This window comes from Abditibacteriota bacterium, from assembly GCA_017552965.1.
GTDB lineage: Bacteria > Armatimonadota > UBA5829 > UBA5829 > UBA5829 > RGIG7931.
Window position 1 is genome coordinate 204,214 of sequence record JAFZNQ010000009.1, and the last position, 16,737, is coordinate 220,950.

General features: G+C 57.2%; 13 protein-coding genes. 2 read left to right on the top strand and 11 right to left on the bottom strand.

From position 1 onward, the window contains the following. Window positions 1-23 precede the first annotated feature (23 nt). Both nrdR and IK083_01895 read left to right on the top strand, forming a co-directional pair. Window positions 24-482, top strand: coding sequence for a transcriptional repressor NrdR (gene nrdR, locus IK083_01890; protein ID MBR4748311.1), 459 nt, complete (start codon window positions 24-26; stop codon window positions 480-482). Then, window positions 472-2,673 carry a vitamin B12-dependent ribonucleotide reductase gene (locus tag IK083_01895; GenBank protein MBR4748312.1) on the top strand — a complete coding sequence of 734 codons (2,202 nt, stop codon included), beginning with the start codon at window positions 472-474 and terminating at the stop codon, window positions 2,671-2,673. The genes nrdR and IK083_01895 overlap by 11 nt, the downstream gene beginning before the upstream one ends. 73 nt (window positions 2,674-2,746) lie before the next feature. Here IK083_01895 and IK083_01900 read toward each other — a convergent pair whose 3' ends face one another. From IK083_01900 to IK083_01950, 11 genes are all read right to left on the bottom strand, one after another. Beyond that, entirely contained in the window at window positions 2,747-4,792 is a 2,046-nt protein-coding gene (locus IK083_01900) for a hypothetical protein (protein MBR4748313.1), read from the bottom strand. A 173-nt stretch (window positions 4,793-4,965) separates the two neighbouring features. Then, window positions 4,966-5,454, bottom strand: a complete 489-nt coding sequence (locus IK083_01905) for a hypothetical protein (protein MBR4748314.1) — start codon at window positions 5,452-5,454, stop codon at window positions 4,966-4,968. Window positions 5,455-5,536: 82 nt separating this feature from the next. After that, complete coding sequence (locus IK083_01910) at window positions 5,537-6,823, bottom strand: leucine-rich repeat domain-containing protein (protein MBR4748315.1); 1,287 nt, start codon at window positions 6,821-6,823, stop codon at window positions 5,537-5,539. Window positions 6,824-8,102: 1,279 nt separating this feature from the next. Continuing rightward, entirely contained in the window at window positions 8,103-8,579 is a 477-nt protein-coding gene (locus IK083_01915; GenBank protein MBR4748316.1) for an HAD hydrolase family protein, read from the bottom strand. Then, complete coding sequence (locus IK083_01920; protein ID MBR4748317.1) at window positions 8,569-9,225, bottom strand: DedA family protein; 657 nt, start codon at window positions 9,223-9,225, stop codon at window positions 8,569-8,571. Before IK083_01920 ends, IK083_01915 begins: the two co-directional genes overlap by 11 nt. Window positions 9,226-9,233: 8 nt before the next feature. Continuing rightward, window positions 9,234-10,073 carry a YihY/virulence factor BrkB family protein gene (locus IK083_01925; protein ID MBR4748318.1) on the bottom strand — a complete coding sequence of 280 codons (840 nt, stop codon included), beginning with the start codon at window positions 10,071-10,073 and terminating at the stop codon, window positions 9,234-9,236. Further along, a complete protein-coding gene (locus tag IK083_01930; GenBank protein MBR4748319.1) occupies window positions 10,070-11,482 on the bottom strand; it encodes a radical SAM protein in 1,413 nt (470 codons plus the stop codon). Before IK083_01930 ends, IK083_01925 begins: the two co-directional genes overlap by 4 nt. Window positions 11,483-11,551: 69 nt before the next feature. Further along, window positions 11,552-11,812: a 30S ribosomal protein S20 gene (locus IK083_01935; protein MBR4748320.1), complete on the bottom strand. Its 261-nt coding sequence runs from the start codon at window positions 11,810-11,812 to the stop codon at window positions 11,552-11,554. An 87-nt stretch (window positions 11,813-11,899) separates the two neighbouring features. Beyond that, the gene (locus tag IK083_01940; GenBank protein MBR4748321.1) at window positions 11,900-14,260 is read right to left on the bottom strand and encodes a hypothetical protein; all 2,361 of its coding nucleotides are present in this window, start codon (window positions 14,258-14,260) and stop codon (window positions 11,900-11,902) included. Window positions 14,261-14,315: 55 nt separating this feature from the next. Next, window positions 14,316-15,446: a SpoIID/LytB domain-containing protein gene (locus IK083_01945; protein ID MBR4748322.1), complete on the bottom strand. Its 1,131-nt coding sequence runs from the start codon at window positions 15,444-15,446 to the stop codon at window positions 14,316-14,318. A gap of 1 nt (window position 15,447) precedes the next feature. Continuing rightward, on the bottom strand, window positions 15,448-16,722 hold the full coding sequence (locus tag IK083_01950; GenBank protein MBR4748323.1) for a DUF2088 domain-containing protein: 1,275 nt from the start codon (window positions 16,720-16,722) through the stop codon (window positions 15,448-15,450). Window positions 16,723-16,737: the final 15 nt, after the last annotated feature.

Here is a 16,737-nt window from a genome sequence, read left to right on the forward strand (position 1 = left end):
CACCATATAAGAGGTAGTCACACATGATATGTCCTTTTTGCGGATCCAGCAGCGACAAGGTCCTCGAATCCCGATCCGGCAAAAACAAAGCCGAGCTCCGTCGGCGCCGTGAGTGTCTGTCCTGCGGCAGACGCTTTACCACCAAGGAGACGGTAGTCAACATCTCGCCCATGATAGTCAAGCGCAACGGCCAGCGGGAGATCTTCAGTCAGGACAAGCTCATCAGAGGCATACAGATAGCCTGCAACAAGAGACCCGTGTCCAGCGAGACCATCGCCGGTATAGCCAAGGAGCTGGAGCAAAGGTGCATCCAATGCGGAGACTCAGAGGTCACCAGCGGCACTCTGGGCAAATGGGTATCCGAAGAACTGAAAAAGACAGATATGGTGGCCTATATCAGATTTATGTCTGTATATATGCACTTTGAGAGCATAGAGCAATTCAGCAAACTTATCAACAGCGGAGAAGACGATGAAGCTTAGCGAGAACGCGATCACTGTATTGGAAAAAAGATATCTGACCAAGGACGAGGAGGGCAATCTGAAGGAGACCCCTCAGGGCCTGTTTGAGAGGGTGGCCACTGCCGTGGCCGGAGCCGAGTCCGACCCCTCCATGAGGGAGAAGATGACAGAGAGGTTTCTCCGGCTGCTCTGTGACCTGGACTTTATGCCCAACTCCCCTACTCTCATGAATGCAGGCAAGGACCTGGGCCAGCTGTCCGCCTGCTTTGTGCTGCCCATAGAGGACAGCATGGACTCCATCTTTGAGACCATCAAAAACACTGCCCTCATTCACAAGAGCGGCGGCGGCACCGGCTTTTCCTTTTCCCGGCTGAGGCCCGCCAGCGACATAGTCCGCTCCACCAACGGCGTATCCAGCGGCCCCGTGTCCTTTATGGACGTGTTCAACTCCGCCACCGAAGCCATCAAGCAGGGCGGCACCCGCCGGGGGGCCAATATGGGGTGTCTGCGGGTGGACCATCCCAACATACTGGAATTTATCACCTGCAAGAACGACCTCACACGGTTCACCAACTTCAATATATCGGTGCTCCTCACCGAAAAGTTTATGGAAGCGGTCAAGGCAGGCGAGGACTACGAGCTCATCAATCCCCGCACCGGCCAGTGCGTCCGCACCGTGAACGCCTCCAAGGTCTTTGACCTCATAGTCAATATGGCCTGGAAAAACGGGGAGCCCGGCATCATCTTCATAGACCGCATCAACAAGGACAACCCCACTCCCCACAAGGGAGAGATAGAGAGCACCAACCCCTGCGGCGAGCAGCCCCTGCTGCCCTACGAGGCCTGCAATCTGGGCTCCATCAATCTGGCCCACATGGTGAAGACCGACGGCGGCAGGACCGTGGTGGACTTTGACAAGCTGGCCGACACGGCCCGGACGGCAGTCAGATTTCTCGACAACGTCATCGAGATCAACAAATATCCCATCCCCGAGATAGCCAGGACTACCTGCGCCAACCGCAAGATAGGTCTGGGTATCATGGGCTTTGCGGACATGCTGTTTCAGCTGATGGTCCCCTATGACAGCGAGGAAGGCTGCCAAATAGCCGAGCAGGTCATGGACTGCATCAGGACCGCCGGCCGGGAGGCCTCCATGGAGCTGGCCCGGGAGAGAGGCACCTTCCCCAACTACGAGGGCAGCATATACGAAAAGGCGGACATGCCCCTCAGAAACGCCACCATCACCACCATCGCCCCTACCGGCACTCTGAGCATCATCGCCTCCTGCTCCGGCGGCTGCGAGCCCGTGTTTGGCATCAGCTACTTCAAGAGAGTGCTGGACAACAACAAGCTCTTTGAGGTCAACCCCTATTTTGAAAAGGCAGCCAGAGACAGAGGCATATATTCGGAAGAGCTGATGGAAAAGATATCAGAGCAGGGCTCTCTGGCAGGCATAGACGAGGTGCCCGAGGACCTGAAGCGGGTATTCAAGACAGCTCTGGACATCACACCTGAATGGCATATACGCATGCAGGCGGCTTTTCAGAAATTCACGGACAACGCCGTATCCAAGACTGTGAACTTCCCGAAGGAGGCCACCAAGGAGGACGTGCGGGACGCCTTCCGCTTTGCCTATGAGCTGGGCTGCAAGGGCTGCACCATATACCGCTATGGCTCCCGGGACGCCCAGGTGCTCAACATCGGCAAGGAGGACAAAAAGGACGAGAAGCCCGGCGGAGTCAGGGCCCGCCCGGACGTGACCACGGGACGCACCGAACGGATACAGACCGGCTGCGGCCACCTTTACGTGACCATCAACGAGGACGAAAACGGCGCCTTTGAGATCTTTACCCAGATAGGCAAAGCCGGCGGCTGCGCCTCCAGCCAGCTGGAAGCCATCAGCAGGCTCTGCTCCCTGGCCCTGCGCTCCGGAGTGGACATCACCGCCATACGCAAGCACCTGCGGGGCATCAGATGTCCCAACCCTGCCTGGGGCAAGGGCGGACAGGTGCTGTCCTGCAGCGATGCCATAGGCATCGCCATAGACCACTACCTGGAATACAAAAACCCGGGCAAGGACGCCCCCGACGCCGGGGACGATGCCGAAACGGCAGAGAATATCATCGGCGCCTGCCCCGACTGCGGCGGCGAAGTGGACCATGAGTCCGGCTGTCTGGTGTGCCGCTTCTGCGGCTGGAGCAAATGCGGATAGACTATCATATGTGATATCGGCGGCGAGGGCCTATGGCCCTCGCCGCCGAATACTTATTGCAGAGACAAGTCCTTTAGTCCAGAGGGTGGAGCCTCTTGTATCTCAGGGAGAACTCTCCCGGGCCCGACAGGGGCACCCGGGCCTCCACATACTGCCCGGAGCCCTTCACGTCCACAAAGGTGACCGACTCCGCTGCGCCGTCCAAAGACACCTCCACCGAGCGCCCCAGCTCCGGATAATCGGGATTGTTGTGGTATATCCTGAAGCCCTTCCCCACTCTGCCGAAGCCAAAGGTCCGCCAGATCTCCTCCGGGTTGTCCACCGAATACGCAAAGGTGTCGGAGCTGCCGAAGGGCTGTGCAAATACCATGTATTCCTGATCTGCCAGCCAGCCCTGATAGAAGAAGGGACGGAAGACCAGCTCGAGGTTGTGGCCCTGCAGGTCCCCCTCCGGGTCCAGCAGCTTTATCCTGTGGGTCTTGCCTGCCAGAGTGTGCTTCAGGCCTATCCTGAAGGCCTTGCCGTCCACCATGGCGGTGACGCGCTTTTCCCAGCTGATGATGGCGTCGTTTCTCAGTATATTTGTGATCTCGCCGTAGTATTCGTTGGGACGCCACTCTGCGGGAAACTGCACGTCCCTGCCGTCTATCAACAGCGTATAGCAGCGGTGTTTGGCCAGGGGCTCCAGCCCCAGCCTCTCCGCCATATAGTCCCATTTGGCGGGAACGTGTCTGTGAGGGTCATTGCCCCAAAAGAGAGTGTTGCCGCTGGCAGCCGTCACCGACAGCTGGTCCGGGTCTCCGGGCCAGCCTGTGCCGTCGGCAAAGGTGGCGCCGCCGTGGAGCTCCGATTTCACCGATCTGGGGTCGTGGCCGGCATGCTTTTGGGCGTAGAGATTGGGGCATTCCAGCTCGTAGGCGGTCTCCATAAAGGGTGACAGCCTGTGCCGGTGCTCGCACACTCTGAAATATTTGGTCTCGGCTATGAATATTTGCCCCATGTCCGATGTCTCCTTGTCCTCGGTCACGTAGGACCAGGCGGGAGTGAAATAGCGGCCGTCGGGCTCCCGGGCCGTATCGTTGAAATATATGACGGAGTTGGGAGCCTCGGGACAGGGCCATTTTTCCTCGTACCACTTGAGGAACTCCAGAGAAGCCACGGGCTTCCAGCCCCTGGCAAGCAGCAGGTCCACCAGATTTTTCAGTATAGCTTGCTTGATATGCCTGTCATCCGTATCCGACATGGGGTCGCTTATGAGCTCGCCCTCCAGAGCTATGCTGATGTGGGCGTAGGGGATATAGCCCTTGTCCAGATTGTCTTCCCACTCTCTTATCTCGTTTTCCCAATACCAGATATTGTCGGGATAGGCCCTTTTGCGGCTGCCGGGGCCCACCAGCACGTCCCCGGGATGGGTGGAATACTGAAAACAATAGCGGTCATATTCGGACCAGGGGGAGCGGGTCAGCCAAAAGAGGTCCAATGGCGCGCCGGTTTCCCGCAGCTCCCTGTTGGTCTTGCAGCTCTTTCGGGGGTCTTCGCTCCGCAGCTGGGTATAATAGGGCATGAAGGGCCTGCCCTCCCAGTTGTGGCCCAGGTCTATGGTCTCGCCGATGAGAGAGTCCCCCTCCAATACGGCGTTGAACTGAGTCTTCACTCCAAAGCCGGCAAAGTATTTGGTGTATTCCGGCTTTTCCTCCAGCTCCCAGTTCATATTGGCCGTCACCGGGAATCCGCCGAAATAGTCGGATATTTCCTTCATCCTTTGGTCCGGGATGGCGTTGGCCACTCCCAGCTCGCAATTGCCTCTCTCCAGCATCCTGCGTATGATATTGCCATATTTCTCCGTGGTGGGAGCGTTGTAGAGGCCGATGGTTTGAGGCATATACCGGGGCAGCTCCGGCCGGTCCTTCCGGGCCCGCGCCAGGCAGTCCGTGAATATCCGGTCGGCGTTGACAAGGCCCCGGTAGTTGGTCTCCGAATTGATCCAATGCCCCAGGGGCGCATCGTTGCCGGGGAAATCCCTGATGAGCCAGGCCACGGAGAAAAACTTGTCCCCGGACCCCGCATACAGGGCTCCGGAGCAGAGAATAATGAGCAGCAAAAGGATAAAGGTTTTCATAAGCGTCTCTCACAATAATAATTGCGGCAAGGCGGCGGTAATGCCGCTAAACTTGCTGCCACAATCATTATAGCATATTCCGCCGTCAGGCATACGCCCGGCCGCGGCTTTTGCGCATCGGGAAAGGCGGCTTCCACACACATCCGGAGACGTCAGCTTTATAAGCGCTGATCTTAATACTCAATGGCGGGAATATATTCGGGAAAGCCGTCCAGGTGCATTTTAGTCACTGTGTAAAGCTCGCCGCTGCAACTGATATGCCCCCTGTCAAACTTGTATGCCTTATTCGCATAACAATATTCTAAATATTTTTCGTCTTTACACTCGCACAGTCTGGTGATATCGAGAACTGCTTCCCATAAATCTCCATACTTATCAGAACAAAACAGTCTTCTCCTTATTGTATATAGTATATTATCATGACATACCTCTTTCGGCATATTATGCATATAAATATTCACTTCATACTTGATGATCTTACTGTAATCTACTTTATATCCATTATCAAGCAGAATATCTATACCTTTATTTTCTATATCACTATTTACGGGAACAACATCACCTTTAACACATAAATCATAAGGCGACCGCCACTTAATTCCTGTCTGCTCATCTCGCCACCAGTTACCCCCACCCCATCTCTCTTCACGATTCAAACGCATATCAGTACTCCTTTATACCATGCTCATTTTTCCAAGGGACACTCTCTGTTTCCGTTTTGCCTGCCGGGCCGGCGCGGCAGTCTCACTGCTTCCGGCCCACGGTCCACGGGAGCCCGTGATTTTTCGCATACTCTATGGCCACGGGATTATTTGTCACTATCGTCAGACTATCGCAGCAATCTTCAAAAGCCCCTTCCCCTATTTCCTCCACGCTGTCCGGGATCACCACAGACTCAAGAGTCGGACATTCGGAAAAAGCCCAACGGCCTATCTCCCGGACCCCTTCGGGGATCACAATGGAGACAAGAGTCGGACATTCGGAAAAAACCCCATCCTCTATCACCTCCACCTCCGGGGGAAGCGTCAGCATCTCCGGACAGACGCCGTTGTAGTCCTCCAGGCGGCCGTCCGTGATGCACAGGGAAAACTCTGCCCCCGGGACGTTCCGAAAAGCGCCTTCCCGGATCCCGGCTCCCCGGGGGACTGACAGGTCCGTCAGACTCACGCAATCCGCAAAAGCCAGATCGTCTATTTCCTTCACCGTATCCGGGATCGCTGCCGAGACAAGATTTGAGCAGGCTCTGAAGGCGCCGCCATAGATCTTCAGGAGGCCCTCCGGCAGGACTATCCGCCTGATATGGTCGGTATCGAAGTCGCAGTATATACGTTTCACATCGGGAGGGAACACTATCTCTTCCGGTATGTCTCCGGTCCAGCCTACGACGGTATCGTTCCGTATATTCAGGGAAAAAGGGACCCCCGGGGCGTCCGCAAAGGCATAGACCCCCATCCGGGCGCTCTTCGGAAGGGACACCTTCGTCAGCTGATGGCACCAGGCAAAGGCGCAGTCGCCAATCCTCTTCACGCTGTCCGGGAGCACCACCTCGGTAAGGTATTCGCAATGGACAAAGCTCTCCCTGCCGATGGAAGTGAGCCCCTCGGGGAACACTATCCGGGTAAAGATCTGACCCTCAAACAAGCCCCGGGCCACAGACCTGACGCCGGCGGGTATCACCAATTCCTCCGGACAGACCCCGTGATAGCCCATCAGCACGCCGTCGGTGACGCAGAGGGAAAAGGGAACGCCCGGCGCGTCGGCAAAGGCGTCGGTCCCCAGCCTTATCCCCTCAGGCAGACTGACCTCGGTCAGACGGTCGCACCACATAAAGGCTCCCTGCCCTATCTCCTTCACGGAGTCGGGAATGCGCACACTCACTATATCTCTGCACCAAAAGGCGTAGTCGCCTATGACCTCTATGTCCTCCGGCAGCTCCGGCGCCCGGTCCTTCCCTCTGTATTTGGTCAGCGCCCGCCGGCCCAGCCGGTCTGTTTTGATCTCAAAGAGATCTTCTCTCTTTGCTTCTTCCATTGTTTACTCCTATATTAATTGATGACATCGTATGCCTGCCGAGCTTCCTTCTAATCAAGCAGACTCTTGATAAGACAAATAAGCATTAAAACACCGAATATGTATGACATAACACCTCTCCTCACTCATCCGAATCGTTTGATCCGTTGTCTCTGCCCGGTTTGCGTCAGAACCGGTGCCAAAGCCGTCTCACAATATCGCCGCACCACAAAAAGTACCAGACACACAGCGCCGGGAGAGCCGGCCGGCCCAGGGCCTTTACCGCAGCCTCCGGCAACCCTGCGCAGAGACACATCTCTAAAAATATGATGCACAAAGTGAAAAAGGCGCACAAGAGAAGGAGCCATATAAGCCGCCTGACAGCCTTGCGTTTATCCGGACCGGGCGCAGTGAGAAACAGCGCAGCGACCAGAATACCCGCATATCGCCCCAGCCACACTACACCCCAAAAGCCAAAGACCGCAAATACGATATTGCTGCTGAGCTGAGCTGTCCTGACGGCACACATAGATATGCCAAATACTATTGTTGCTATACATAAATCAATGAGCCATACGCGGATATAGCAGGCGGCTACGCTTTGCCGCGTTTGCCGCAGCCTCCCCCAAAAAGCTTTATTCACTTCTTTCTCCTTTATATCTCATCTGAGTCTGGTGCCGCACACGGGGCAGCGCAGATCAGACTCTCTGCACACTTCTCCGCAGACCGGACACTTAAAATATCTTTCACGGTCTCCATGGTCGACCCGGGTGAGCAGGGAAAGGTATAAGAACAACGCTATAAAACCCAAGGGATGGGCGCTGCACAAGCCAAGGAAAAAAAACAGCGTCATGCATGACCACACATTCCACAAACACCCCATAACAAGCCTCCTCCGTATAGTTGAACACCCAAAGGGCCCTGACGCCTCGGCGCCCGGGTCTCCGCAGCCCGGACGACGCGCAAGGCCTCCGCAGGATCACAGATCCCGCAGATCAAACAGTCCCACGCAGCGCGGACAACAGACAGACCCTGCAGTCTGCTCTATGCAATATGTTTTGTCGTTGGAAACCGGCAAGGCGCCCATGGCCCTGCCGCCAAAGGTGGAAGGTAAAGTGTGACAACGAGTGTCATAGAGGTACTCCTTTATCTTTAGTTGTCTTTATATCGGTTGTTGTTTTCAGATCGGCATCCGGACGGCAGGTTCACTCCCGTCCGATCACTTTCATTTCCTTTCGGAGGGAAAATCGTCTATCATTTATTATACGCTTTTTCGGGCGTTTTTGTTCCCGGCCCCGGCTCAGTCCTCCAGCAGCCAGTCGATAAAGGTCCTCACGGCGCCGCTGCCGCCCACGTTGGGCGATACGAAGTCGCTGATCTCCTTTATCCCCTCCACCGAGTCCGCGGGGCAGCCGCAGAGTCCACCCGACCGCTTCAGGGCCAGCATCACTTCCAGGTCGTTGAGGTCGTTGCCTATGTAGGCGCAGTCGGCGAGGGTCAGTGAGTATTTTGCCGCCAGGGCTTCGGCCACGGCTGTCTTGTCCGTGACTCCCTGATATATCTCCTGCACCTTCAGCTCCTTGCCGAACCTGTTGATCACTATGTCGCTGGTCCTGCCGGTGACTATGGCGGGGATCAGCCCGCGCTTCAGGGCGTTCATCAGGCCGTAGCCGTCCTTGTCGCTGAAGGCCTTCATGACCTCGCCTGTCTGCCCCATGTAGATCTTGCCGTCGGTCAGAGTGCCGTCCACGTCCATCATGAGTATCTTAGCCTTCATCCCCGTCCTCCTTCATCTCCTTTACGTGGTGCCATATATAGGAGGCCAGGCCTATGAGGATCAGGCCGCCTATGATATAGTGGGCGTAGTGAGATATGGGAGAGTTCTCCACGTATTCCCAGGCGGGGGTGTCGGGAAATTTGGCAGTCAGCACCCAGCCTATATAGGCAAGACCCATGCACCAGGGCACGGAGCCCAGAAAGGTGAACAGGATAAACTTGCCAAAGGGCACCCGGCTAACGCCGGCGGGAAAGGATATAAAGGTGCGGATAATGGGCAGCACTCTGCCTATGAACACGGCAAAATCGCCGAATCTCTCGAAAAACCGGTCGGCCCGGTCCAGCGACTTTTTGTTCATCAGTATGTATTTGCCGTATTTGATGACAAAATGCCTGCCGCCTTTTCTTCCGGCCCAGTATGCCAGAGCGGAGCCCCACACGTTGCCTATGGCGCCGGCCAGACCTATGCCTACCACGTTGAAATTGTCATAGGTGGCGGCCAGATAGCCGCCGTAGGGCATGATGATCTCTGAGGGCACGGGAATGCAGGCGCTTTCTATGCCCATGAGTATGATGATGCCCCAATACCCCAGAGGGTCCAGCACGTTGATGATAAAGCCGGTCAGGGCCTGTATGATCGCTTCCATTTATCCACCTAACTGTGATTGCATCTGAGGTTGACGGCGTAGCCCACCTCGGCGCAAAAGATTATAATGACTACCGAAAAATACATCCAGATCAGAAAGACCATGATGCCCGCCACAGGACCGTATATGCGGGAATACTGGGCAAAGCTGATCAGAAACCAGGAAAATATGCTTTTTGACACGCCCCATATCACGGCCCCCGCCAGTGAGGCGGCTATGACGGACTGCACCGCCACCTGTATCCGCACCAGGAACCAGTATATAAAGAGGAAGGCCAGAAAATACACCAGATAAGAGCCCACTATGGCCAGTATCCTCAATATCTCCGGATATGCAAAATACTCCTGGAGGCTCTTGGCCGAAAAGGCGGAAAAGAGAGAGGTGGCGTAGAGCATGGCAAAGAGCACAAAGAGCAATATGAGGCTCACCACCCGGCGCATCACGGGATTGCGGTTGATGGTCAGCTTCCAGGCGGCGTTGATGCTGTGCTCCAGAGCGCAGATGCCGTTCAGGGCTATCCACACCAGACTGACTATACCTACTCCGATAGCGGTGCCTCTCACGGATATGACTTCGTCTATGGTGAGCCGTATCTGGGCCTTGTAGGCGGAAGAAAGCTCCGGAGAAAACTTGTCCACGTACACCATCACCCAGTTGTAGGCCTCCTGAGTGGAGCCGAAGACGGTGGTGCACACGGAGACCGCCGTGACTAATATGGGCAGGATAGCCAGGAACATATAGTAGGTCACCGCGGCGGAATGGGTAGGTCCGTCATCACGGAAATAGCCCACCACTGCGTCGTAGATCACTTCATATACGTTTCTCAGTACAGTAATAGTCCGGTTCATTTGTCCAAAGATCCAGCGTATCTCAGGCCCGCTCTGTAGCCGCCTTCAAGACAGCGCAGCAGCAGCTCTCTGCCCAGCTCCTCATCGGCCTGCGCCAGCAGCCATTGTATCCTGGCCAGCCTGGGCGATTCGCAGGTGACGTCGCAGCCTCTCAGATATCTCTTTTTCAATATATCCAGCCGTCTCGTGAGCTCCTTCAGAGGGGGCTGCGTTTCGTCGGCAAAGGGCGTCCGGGGCTTGGGGACAAAGATGCCCGCAGAGGCGGACAGGCTCAGGGAAGGATGCTCTTCGTGCAGCCGGGAGACAAGAGTCTGTATGCCCTCTATGTCCTCGTCGGTCTCCCCGGGAAGGCCTGTCATAAAATACATCTTCAGCCGCCTGAAGCCCGCCTGCTCCACCAGCTCCGCAGCATGGAATATGCGTTCGTCCGGGCAGCTCTTGCCCAGTATGTCCCGCAGCCTTTCCGTGCCTGCCTCCGGCGCTATGGTCACAGTCTCCACGCCTCCCTGCTTCATCAGGGACAGCTTTTCCGCGTCCAGAGTCTCCAGACGCAGTGAGGACAGGCTGAAGGATGCCTTTCTGCTCACAAAGCGCCTGCACAGCTCCACGCTGTAAGGGGAGTCAAACACGGCGGCCCCCACCATGCCGTAGCAGTGATACTCCGGCAGCTCCGGCCTGCGGATGCGCATGGGGCCGGTGGTATTGCCGGCGGCGCAAAAGCGGCACCTTCTGGCGCAGCCTCTGGCAGTCTCAAAGAGCAGAGTGTCTCCGAATCGGGCGTAGGGCGTGCATATGACAGAGTGTGGACAATACCTGTCCAGCTCGTGCTCCACCTGCCTTTCGCCGCGGACCCCCAGCAGAGGGGCTGTCATGCCCGGCACCCCGGAGAGCCGCTCCAGAGTCCCCTGCCGGCCCAGATCTCTTTTTTGGGCCAGTATGGCGCATATTTCTTCATACCGCGGCTCCAGGTCGCCCGTATAGACCAGATCCGCAAAGGAATAGAGAGGCTCGGGATTGATGAGCGTCACGCTGCCGCCTATGATGACCAGCGGGTCCTCCTCCCTCCTCTCCCGGGAGAGAAGAGGTATGTCGGAGCTTTGCAGCATCCCCAGCAGATTGACGTAGTCCATCTCAAAGGCCACGGAAAAGGCCAGCGCGTCCATGGACGCCAGGCTCAGCCCCTCTTCAAGAGTGACGGGGGCTCCCCCCTTTTCGGGCAAAAAAAACCGATAGACGGCCAGTCCCGGGCAGCAGGAAAAAAAGTGCCACACCAGCTGATAGCCCAGAGAAGCCATTCCCACGGTGTAGGTGTTGGGAAATCCTACTCCCACCCTGACGGCGGCCTTGCCGGCCGGGGCGTATTCAAAGAGATGCTTTTCCGCTGCAAGCAATGCCTGCGTGTCTTTCATCTGCACAAGCGGCGCGGGAGCGCAGGGCTCCACAAAACAATACCCCCGAAAGGGGGCATTATTTCAAAACTAATCAGCTTTCGCCAGCTTTTTCGCAAGCCTTGCTTTTCTGCGGGCCGCCTGGTTAGGATGAATAATGCCTCTCTTGGCTGCCTTGTCAATCACGCTGAATGACTCATTCATCAATGCGGCCACGTTGTCAGCCTTTTCGTCAATAGCAAGCTTGGTCTTTTTGGTAAGTGTCTTTATTCTGCTCTTTGTAGAAACATTGCGAAGATGATTCTCTCTGGACTTTTTGACGTCCTTCATCACAGATTTGATATTAGGCAAATTAGGTAACCCCCATCTGAAAGTGTATCTTATATATTATATCATATATGCGAATTTTATGCAACTGACCGGGCCCCGGCCGGCGTATTATTCTGCATCAGGCTCCAGTATCAGCCTGTCCGCAGGCTTTTCCAGGACAGAGTTGCCAAAGGGCTCTCCGTCGTCGGTGAGCTCCACCACCAGCACTCCTTCGGTGAGGTCCGGGTCGTCTCTGAAGGAGATGACTCTTTCCACAGTCTCGCCGGGATCCAGAGTCTTCTTTTTCTTCCCGGGCTCGGAGAGCAGGCCCTTGTAAAGGTCCTTTTTGATGAGGACCCCCTCGGGGCTGTAGAGGGATGCGGTGATGAAGGTGGTGGCCAGGGGCCATTTTCTGATGCCGGCGTTCCTGACGCCCAGAGTGACGGTCAGGTCGTCCCCGTTCTTTTCGGGAGCCTTCAGAGCGATGATGCGCTGATTGTCATCCCTGTCCGCCGTCAGCATGCGGTGCTCCCTGAGATCGACTCTCTTTTTCTTGTCCCCCAGAGTATATCTGATGACGCAGACGTGACCGGAGCCGGGAGAAATGAGTCTCAGCTTGCCTGTATCCAGATAGCCGTCAAAGGCGCCTATGGTGCCGTCGGGAGTGTCGTCTCTCAGCTCCAGTCTGGCCTTGGGCCCGGAGTATTCTTCCCTGCCGGAGCTGTCCAGCACGCACACCCTGGCCTCGGCATAGACGTTGTCCGGAGTCCAGCCCTCCAGAGTGGTGTTGCACACCTGGAGTATGACCCTGTAAGAGCCGCCGGGGGCCACCAGACAGGGCTCGTCCGCCGACACCACGTAAGGCTTGGGCGCTTGTTCCCTGAGCTCCTTCAGAGCCGCTTTGGACGCTGCGTCTTCGCCGGAGGGCGCGCTCTTCTGTATGACGGTCCTGAAGATGAAGGTGTCGCCGTCGGGCTTGGCCATGCTCTTGCCGTCCTCCTGAGTGATCAGGTCCAGCTCGCACACAGCCTCGCCTTCGGGAAGAGGCTTGCGCTTGTCGGACATGGGAGCCAGCGCCGTGTTCATCTGATACAGACCGCCGGGAGCCACGTCCTTCATGATGGGCACGGGCGCCAGACCCTCGGAAAAGAATCTGCCTCCCACGTACCACTTGTAGGCCAGGGCCGCCTCGCCGGACTTCCAGGTCAGAGTGCCGGTATTTTTGATGACGATAGAGGCCTGCCTGCCGGTCCGGGAGTCCAGAGCCGCGGGCATGGTCACGGAGCTGATGATATACGAATAGGCCTTTTTGGGCCGCTCTGCGGCGGATTCCGCCTTCAGGTCTGCTCCGGAGCGGAACACAGGCCTTCTGCCGAACAGCTCGGCAAACCTTCCGGCCAGCTCCTCATCGGGCTCGTCGGTATATACGGGATAGCCTATGTGGCCCTCGCTGTCCAGAGCCGTCCGCCTCAGCTGCTCGGGTATGGCGGAATAAAACGCCAGCAGGGCTCCCTCCGGGTCGTCGCAGCCAAACAGGGAGGGGCTGGCAGTGGCAGCGGCGGTCCCTTCGGCCAGACAGGCCTTCAGGGCCTCTGCTATTTGGCAAATAAAGGGATTGTCTGCGGGTATGACCAGAGCGTCGGCGCCTTCATTCTTCACCAGTCCGGCTATGCTCTCCTTCAGCCAGCCAGCTCTGCGGGGATCGTCCAGTATGCCCCGGGTGCCTTCGCGGGGATCGAATACCGCCGATCTGAGGGGCTGATCGGCAAATATCAGGGCGTAGGGGTCGTCGCCTTCCACCGGGACCTCTATGACGTAGGCCGTCCGGGAATACCACTCGTTTTCCTTGAGCTCGCCGTTGATCCTGGGCTCCGCCATATAGTGATTGGACACTATCTTGCGGGTGCCCTTGGTGCTCAGGGTGGAAAACTTCGAGAGCAGCAGGTCCCAGCATTTGTCCGGCTGCATAAAGGTGTCGGGGCCCGACAGACAGTAGGACTTGCCGCAGACCGTGATCCTGAAATCGATGCCTATGGACTTGTAGCTCATATTGGAGCCGCCCAGCTCGCTCCAGGGGATGGCCAGCTCTATGGAATAGCCCGAGTCGATGTTGCCCGGGTCGTTGAGATTGCCCTGCACGTCCACGCCGTATCTGTGGGAAAACAGCTTCTCCTGCTCCAGGGCTGTACCGTTGCCCCGCCTGAATTCAAAGCCGCCGGCAGCCGACACGGAGATATAGGCAGTCTTGTCCGTATAGGCTGCGGAGGTCCGGTCGTCGGAGAGGTTCAAAAAGAGCTCCAGGCCGTCGTCGCCCTCTGTGGGACTGTTGAACTCCTTGTGGACTGCCCGCAGGTCCGGCCCCTGGGCAGACACGGCCACGTAGAGCATCAGGTCGTCCCAGGTGGTATAGAATTTGATGGTGTCCGTCTGCTGGCAGTATGCAACGGCAGCGACACACAGCATACACATTATGATGAATATTTTTCTCAAGGCGTTTCTCCTGTTCTATTATAATTATAGCATATAATAGAATTCATTGGCAGTCTCATTTGCGGCCGGCAGCCTGCTTGTAGGTCCCTATATCCGTAATGACGATACCGTCGTAATACCAGGCGAGGATCCTTTTGTGATCCCAGCCCCGGCCGGCCAGCTCTGTGATGCCGGCCTGACACAGCCCCTTGCCGTGGCCGTAGCCCTTGCCGGAAAAGACCACGTCCTTCTCTATGACGGCCACCGTAAAGAAGGTGCTTTTCAGATTGGCATAGCCCAGCCTGGACCTCAGGTTGTCCCCGCTGATGCGGACGGTCTTGTCGGCGTCGCCGTCATATACGACCAGAGTCCTGATCCTGCCGGAGGGGGTGCACTCGGCGACAGTGATACGGGTGATGGTCCCCAGTCCCAGCAGGGCGGACAGCTTGCTCTTGGGATACACGTAGGTCCAGGACCTGTGCCCTTTCATGTCAGAGGGCTCCTTTTTGGACTTCAGATAGGGGGCGTTGCCCTGCTCGGTGACTCCCCCGCAATCCGCGGAATACATGGCTTCTATGGGCACGCCCTTGCAGAGCATCAGCTGACCCGCGGTGGCGGCTGCCGCCCCCGTGAGCTTTGGATTCTCGGTGACGCCTCTGAAATTCTGGCAGTGGGAAGAGTCGCACAGCTCTGTCTTTGCGGCCCGGCAGACAGCGTAGGTCCTGACAGCCACCGCCATGGCCTTCAGGGCCTCGGCGGGAGCCAGAGCGCCTATCTCGCAGGCCAGTACCCCGGCTGTATAGTCCTCCAGATCCGTGACGCACACGCCGGACAGGCGGCCCTTGGAGCATCTGATGCGGAGAGTGCCCGCGTAGATCCTGCTGTCTCCCCAGGCAAACTTGCCTGTGAGCTCCGCCGCGGTCTGTTTGAACTCCTGCCCGTTTATCCGGGCAAGGACCAGCTCACCGGAGGGGACAAAGCTGATCTGAGAGCCGGCGGGTATATCCCGCCGGGTATCTGCCAGCATCCCCTTGCAGGAGGATATGGTCTTCAGGGTATATCCCCCCGCCGGGAGGCAGGTGAGCTTGACGGGCACCGTATAGGCGTCGCTGCCGGCTCCCGGCAGCGCAGGCGCCGCAGCCACAGCAGCTGCCGCTGCCAGCGCCAACACCAGTATCGGCAGCCACACTGTCAGCCGTCGCAGCATATCAGAACCTGGCCACCTGCATATACACGGGCAGAGCCTTTCCGCCTTCTCCCAGCACTGCTATCCTGGCTCCGGGCCCCATGAGCTTCAGAGCCCGGTCCACGGCTCTCTGAGGCGTGGAAGAGAACTTGAAGCCCAGCTTGATCACCGTATCCCGTTCTATGCCGTTTTTCACCATGATACAGGAAGCCTTTTCCTTGATGAGACGGCCCACGTGGAGCAAATGGCTGAAGGCGGCAAAATCCGTGAGGATGCCGTTGTTCACTGCGGCCACGGTCTCGGACTCTCCGTGATAGCCCAGCTCTTCTATCTGACTGTGATCGGCGCTGACCCCCTCGGGACAGGGGCTCACCAGAATGATCACTCCCCCGTTTTTCACCATGACGCCGGCGGCAAACAGGGCCCTCGAAGCCTCCCACAGGTCCCTGTCATAGGGAAAGGAGGAGCATATGACTATGTCGGCATGCTCATGGAAATAGGCGCCGAACACGTTCTCCGCCATCTCGGCTCCCTTTTTGAAGGCCTCCACCGGGTCGCCGGCTATAAAGCCCACCGGCTCCCCTTCCGTGTTGATGATGCAGTTGACTATGAAGGAAAGCCCTGCCCTTTCGGCAGCCAGATCCATCTCCCGGCGTATGGGATTTTGGATATTGCCCAGTATCTCGCCCCCCGTATAGAGGCCGCTTTCCCAATAGAGGCGGTTGGCAGTCTCTTCTCCGGCCAGCCCGGGAAGCACCGCGTCCGCTCCCCCGGTGAAGCCGGATATGTGAGAAGGAGCGATCTGGCCTATGGATATGAGCAGGTCCGACTCGGTGGCAGTATTGCTGACGTAGATGCGGGTGCCGCTTTCGCTGTAGCCCAGGTCTCTCAGAGACAGGCTGTCGGCGGGAGTGTGATCCAGCACCGGATATTTGGCGCACAGCTTCCTGCCGAATCTCTTTTGTTTTTCGGCGTCGTCAAGGACCTGGGGCGAGGCGGTGATAAAGGCTATGTCCTGTATGCCCTCCGCTTCCAGCCGGGACACTATGAGAGGCGCTATGATCCTTACGGGAGTCTGAGGGTTGTCGTCGGCGACTATCACGGCCCTTCGCTTGCCCCTGGCCAGCCGGGCAAGACCCGGAGAAGCCACGGGCGCCTCTATAGCCTCCACGGCAGCGTCCCGGATGTCCTCATATTCTATGGGCTCGCGGTTGTTCTTGCTGTAGATGCTGATAAGGTTGCGGTCCGGCACTTCTGCCGGAGCAAAGGTTTCTCCGTATGGAAACTTGACGATCATGAGACTACTCCATGC

Coding starts and splice junctions, on each gene's coding strand:
- nrdR (MBR4748311.1), top strand. CDS start 24: ATGATATGTCCTTTTTGCGGATCCAGCAGCGACAAGGTCCTCGAATCC.
- IK083_01895 (MBR4748312.1), top strand. CDS start 472: ATGAAGCTTAGCGAGAACGCGATCACTGTATTGGAAAAAAGATATCTG.
- IK083_01900 (MBR4748313.1), bottom strand. CDS start 4,792: ATGAAAACCTTTATCCTTTTGCTGCTCATTATTCTCTGCTCCGGAGCC.
- IK083_01905 (MBR4748314.1), bottom strand. CDS start 5,454: ATGCGTTTGAATCGTGAAGAGAGATGGGGTGGGGGTAACTGGTGGCGA.
- IK083_01910 (MBR4748315.1), bottom strand. CDS start 6,823: ATGGAAGAAGCAAAGAGAGAAGATCTCTTTGAGATCAAAACAGACCGG.
- IK083_01915 (MBR4748316.1), bottom strand. CDS start 8,579: ATGAAGGCTAAGATACTCATGATGGACGTGGACGGCACTCTGACCGAC.
- IK083_01920 (MBR4748317.1), bottom strand. CDS start 9,225: ATGGAAGCGATCATACAGGCCCTGACCGGCTTTATCATCAACGTGCTG.
- IK083_01925 (MBR4748318.1), bottom strand. CDS start 10,073: ATGAACCGGACTATTACTGTACTGAGAAACGTATATGAAGTGATCTAC.
- IK083_01930 (MBR4748319.1), bottom strand. CDS start 11,482: ATGAAAGACACGCAGGCATTGCTTGCAGCGGAAAAGCATCTCTTTGAA.
- IK083_01945 (MBR4748322.1), bottom strand. CDS start 15,446: ATGCTGCGACGGCTGACAGTGTGGCTGCCGATACTGGTGTTGGCGCTG.
- IK083_01950 (MBR4748323.1), bottom strand. CDS start 16,722: ATGATCGTCAAGTTTCCATACGGAGAAACCTTTGCTCCGGCAGAAGTG.